The organism is Kluyvera sp. (assembly GCF_965301105.1).
This window is the reverse complement of record NZ_CBDKZX010000149.1, coordinates 1-4,599: the sequence shown is the minus strand read 5'-3', so window position 1 is coordinate 4,599 and position 4,599 is coordinate 1. Positions and strand designations below refer to the sequence as shown.

The following is a 4,599-nucleotide window of genomic DNA, read 5'->3' as shown; positions in this document are numbered from 1 at the left end:
CCCATCCTGACGGATGGGCTTTTTTGCGTCTGTGCGAAATGAAAATGCAGTGAAACCCCGGGCTACAGCTGCTCTGGTCGCCCGGATGAGGCGTGTTACGCCGACTCCGGGGAAGCGCATAACCTCATCCATGCCACAATAAACGCCACTATTCCGTCAGTATCGTTCAAATTCAGCACCGGAACGCTAATATCCAGCGCGATATCGCTGGCTACTGCGACCGTATGCTCATCAATAACCAACTCATTCACATTGTGCCCGGCAGCCTCGCGAAACAGCACGATCTTTGCCACGGCATCATGCTTAAAGCCTTCAACCAGCACCAGATCCAGTTTTGATGCATCCATCCGGCTCACCAGCCACCCCAGATCCAACTCATTTTCCTCCGGCGTCTCAGTCATCAATGCCCACCGTTGCTGGCTGGCGACCAGCGTCTGCGCTGCACCGGCTTTGCGCAGTTCATAGCTGTCCTTACCGGGTTTATCGACATCCATATCATGATGGGTGTGCTTTATCAGCCCGGGACGAATACCACGCTCGCAAAGCGCCGGGATCAACTTTTTCAGTAGCGTCGTTTTTCCCGTGCCGCTCCAGGCAGCAACAGCGAGTAATGGAATCATGGTTTATCCTCGTTACGCAGCAAATCTTCAGGCGTATTGATATTGCGAAATGCGCTAATCATGTCGCTAAAATCTACCGAATGACCGCCAGCCTGACGCATAAATACCATGACTCGTCTTTCACCTCTCGCGAGATAATCAGCAATGTGTGGTGCCAGGCTTCGGTGGGCCAGAGCAATAGCCGGGTGATCTCTATCGCCATCGTGAACCCAAACTACGGCGGCCTGCTGGCGTTCCGCCGCTAACCGTGCGACGAGATTGTCGGGAATAAACGGGGTATCGCATGGACAAAACAGAAACCATTCATCGTCTGTCTGCTGCATCACTGAAAGCATACCGGCCAGCGGCCCAGGAAAGTCTGATAACGTATCGGCCATGACCGGAAGCCCGCTAGTTCGATAGATTTCCAGATTGCGATTCGCGCTGATAACGATGCGATTAACCTGCGGATACAGGCGATCGGCCACGTGTCGCCACAGTGGCTTACCACCAAGCCTCATTAATCCTTTATCCTGCCCACCCATTCTGGAGGCTTTCCCGCCCGCCAGCACCACGCCGGTTACCTGGCTCTCTGCATTCACTGCTATCGCCTCTTTTATTGTGGGGTTTACCCTGCTAACGTGTCTCTATCAAGCGTAAGGAGCACGACCATGAAATGTAAACGTCTGAATGAAGTTATTGAACTCCTCCAGCCAGCCTGGCAGAAAGAGCCGGAGCTGAATTTAATGCAATTTTTGCAGAAACTGGCAAAAGAGTCAGGCTATGACGGTGAATTGGCCGATTTAACGGACGATATTCTGATCTACCATCTCAAAATGCGCGATTCCGCGAAAGACGCGGTCATTCCGGGCATTCAGAAAGATTATGAAGAGGACTTCAAAACCGCACTGCTGCGCGCGCGCGGCGTAATTAAAGAGTAAAAGGTTGTAAGCAGTACCGCTCAAGTCCTCGTGAAATGATATCCTGAATCATTCGTATCGTTATCGGATGTCAGGATGAACGACAAGGCTTTCACTTTCCAGACTCTCCACCCGGATACCATTATCGATGCCCTGTTTGCGCAGGGTATCCGGGTTGATTCTGGTCTCACCCCACTAAACAGCTACGAGAACCGGGTTTACCAGTTTCAGGACGAGGACCGTCGCCGCATGGTGGTGAAGTTTTATCGCCCTGAGCGCTGGTCGGCCGCGCAGATTCTTGAAGAGCACCAGTTCGCTCTGGAACTGGTCGAGGATGAGGTACCGGTTGCGGCCCCGATCATCTTTAACGACCAGACGCTACTGGCCCATGACGGTTTTTACTTTGCCGTCTTCCCGAGCATGGGAGGCCGCCAGTTTGAATCAGATAACCTGGATCAAATGGAGTGGGTGGGACGCTATCTGGGGCGACTGCATCAAACCGGGCGCAAATCTCGCTTTACCGCGCGCCCATCGATTGGCGTCAAAGAGTATCTGATTGAACCTCGTGAGGTATTTGAGCACTCGGCGCTGATCCCGGCGGGTTTAAAAGCCCAATTCCTGAAGGCTACCGATGACCTGATTGACGCGGTGATGGGCCTGTGGCACGGGCGTTTTGATGCTCTACGCCTGCATGGCGATTGCCACGCCGGGAATATCCTCTGGCGCGATGGTCCGCTATTTGTCGATCTCGATGATGCGCGTAACGGCCCCGCGGTTCAGGACCTTTGGATGCTGCTTAACGGTTCCCTCGCCGAAAGACGTATGCAGCTGGAAACCATCGTAGAGGCCTATGAAGAGTTCAGCAGCTTTAATTCAGACGAATTGCCGCTGATCGAGCCTTTACGTGCAATGCGGTTGGTTTATTATCTTGCCTGGATAATCAGGCGCTGGGATGATCCCGCATTTCCGAAAAATTTTCCCTGGTTAACCGGGGAAGATTTCTGGCATCGGCAGATCGCAACTTTTGTGGAGCAGGTAAAGGTTCTTCAGGAACCACCGCTTCAGTTAACGCCCATGTATTAATTCGACACAGTCAGGAGAGAGTGAGTTATGAAAAAGGTTTGGCTTGCGCTGGCAGGTATGATTCTGGCATTCAGCGCATCTGCTGCTCAGATTACCGACGGCAAACAGTACGTTACCATCGATAAGCCGGTTGCAGGTGAGCCGCAGGTGCTGGAGTTCTTCTCCTTCTACTGCCCGCATTGCTACCAGTTTGAGGAAGTTCTGCACGTTTCTGACAACGTGAAGAAAAAGCTGCCGGAAGGCACCAAAATGACCAAATACCACGTTGAGTTCCTGGGCCCATTGGGCAAAGACCTGACGCAAGCGTGGGCGGTGGCGATGGCGCTGGGCGTAGAAGATCAGATCACCGCGCCGATGTTTGAAGCCGTACAGAAAAACCAGACAGTGCAGACCGTTGCGGATATCCGTAAAGTCTTCACCGACGCGGGCGTGAAGGGCGAAGATTATGATGCCGCCTGGAACAGCTTCGTCGTGAAATCACTGGTTGCACAGCAGGAAAAAGCCGCATCCGATCTGCAGCTGCAGGGCGTACCGGCGATGTTTGTTAACGGGAAATATCAGCTGAACCCGCAGGGTATGGACACCAGCAATATGGATGTCTTCGTGGCTCAGTATGCTGACACCGTGAAGCAACTGGTTGAGAAGAAATAAAAATGAAAACGCCGGTCACTGACCGGCGTTTTTGTATTCTGCTTTCGTTGCGTCAATCTGCTTATCTTTCTCTTCCCATAGCGCATTCAGCCACAGCTGGAAACGACGCTTAAAGTTCTTATCGCCCACGTAGTCGCCGTGCAGCTCAGGGTCAATCGGCCGGAGATTCACACGCACCACAATTCGCGTCAACTTGCCGCTCAGCATATCGTAGAACGGCGTCTCGTCGTTTTCCGGATAGCACAACGTCACATCCAGCAGCTTATCGAACTGAGAACCTAAAACGTTCAGCGCCATCGCGATACCTGCCGCTTTCGGCGGTAGCAGATTGTTATACGGTGACCGTGTTTGTCGACGTTTTTCCGGCGTGAAGCGCGACCCCTCAACAAAGTTCACAATGGTCGTTGGGTGCGCGCGGAATTTCTCGCAGGAACGGCGGGTGGTTTCAACATCTCTGCCGCGGCGTTCCGGGTGACGAATCAGGTAGCTGCGGGAGTAACGGCGCATAAACGGCATATCCAGAGCCCAGCAGGCCAGGCCCATAAAGGGAACCCAGGCCAGCTGCTGCTTGAGGAAATACTTGTTCATCGGGATATGCTTGCGGAAAATGACGCACAGCACCACGATATCGGCCCAGCTGTGGTGGTTGCAGATAAGCAGGTACCAGTTCTTTTTGCTGAGTGTCTCCAGCCCCTGAATATCCCACTTGAGTCGCGGATTGAGATGCAACAGCGCGGCCAGCCCTTCGCACCAGCAGTACATCATAAAGTTGCAGAATACTGAGACTGAACGCCAGATGAACGGGATAGGCAAAATGAGCTTAATAAGTCCGGCGAGAATAATCGGCACGGAACATAAAATCGTTACTAAAATGGTGAGTACGATGCTTACAGGCAGCGTTATTGCAGCGAGAAATCTCGACATAGTGTTTTTATTCAGATAGTTAGTTATTTAACGCGCACATATAAACGAGCACAAGGCGCTGATTTTACCAGAAAACGCGCCAAATGATGGGTCTTACCAGATTAGAAAAATAGTCAATATGTCTATCCACACAGTGTGAATTATCACCAGATCGACTATTCTGGCTGTGATCGTGTTTTAATTTATTGAAAAATATAGATTATTTTATATTTAATCGAGGGTTACATATCCTTTGTTATAAGTAAAATAAAATTATTCACAAAGTTATCCACAATTTATTTTGCGTGCGATCGTGAAGATCGAGAAATCTTTTCGCCTTATTTTGGGGAAAAATTCATGTTTTCATGCCGTCTGTGGCATCCTTTACCCATAATCTGATAAACAGGCACGGAAATTATGGTTCAGATCCCAGAAAACCCTCT

The 4,599-nt window shown here is 51.1% G+C and carries 6 protein-coding genes; 3 read left to right on the top strand and 3 right to left on the bottom strand.

The features are described from left to right. Window positions 1-95: 95 nt before the first annotated feature. Window positions 96-620 (bottom strand): molybdopterin-guanine dinucleotide biosynthesis protein MobB, encoded by a 525-nt coding sequence (gene mobB / locus ACW14G_RS22335; protein WP_249022537.1) that lies wholly within the window; start codon window positions 618-620, stop codon window positions 96-98. Next, on the bottom strand, window positions 617-1,201 hold the full coding sequence (mobA, locus tag ACW14G_RS22330) for a molybdenum cofactor guanylyltransferase MobA (RefSeq protein WP_223803605.1): 585 nt from the start codon (window positions 1,199-1,201) through the stop codon (window positions 617-619). The genes mobB and mobA overlap by 4 nt, the downstream gene beginning before the upstream one ends. Window positions 1,202-1,270: 69 nt before the next feature. On the opposite strand from mobA, the gene ACW14G_RS22325 reads away from it, so the two are divergent. The 3 genes from ACW14G_RS22325 (at window position 1,271) to dsbA (ending at window position 3,253) form a co-directional block, all read left to right on the top strand. Then, window positions 1,271-1,540, top strand: coding sequence for a YihD family protein (locus ACW14G_RS22325; protein WP_052284157.1), 270 nt, complete (start codon window positions 1,271-1,273; stop codon window positions 1,538-1,540). Between the two features lie 75 nt (window positions 1,541-1,615). Beyond that, complete coding sequence (locus tag ACW14G_RS22320; protein ID WP_249022536.1) at window positions 1,616-2,602, top strand: serine/threonine protein kinase; 987 nt, start codon at window positions 1,616-1,618, stop codon at window positions 2,600-2,602. A gap of 27 nt (window positions 2,603-2,629) precedes the next feature. Next, window positions 2,630-3,253: a thiol:disulfide interchange protein DsbA gene (gene dsbA / locus ACW14G_RS22315; RefSeq protein ID WP_163448716.1), complete on the top strand. Its 624-nt coding sequence runs from the start codon at window positions 2,630-2,632 to the stop codon at window positions 3,251-3,253. A 15-nt stretch (window positions 3,254-3,268) separates the two neighbouring features. On the opposite strand, the gene ACW14G_RS22310 is transcribed toward dsbA, so the two are convergent. Next, window positions 3,269-4,177 (bottom strand): acyltransferase, encoded by a 909-nt coding sequence (locus tag ACW14G_RS22310; protein ID WP_249022535.1) that lies wholly within the window; start codon window positions 4,175-4,177, stop codon window positions 3,269-3,271. Window positions 4,178-4,599 lie beyond the last annotated feature (422 nt).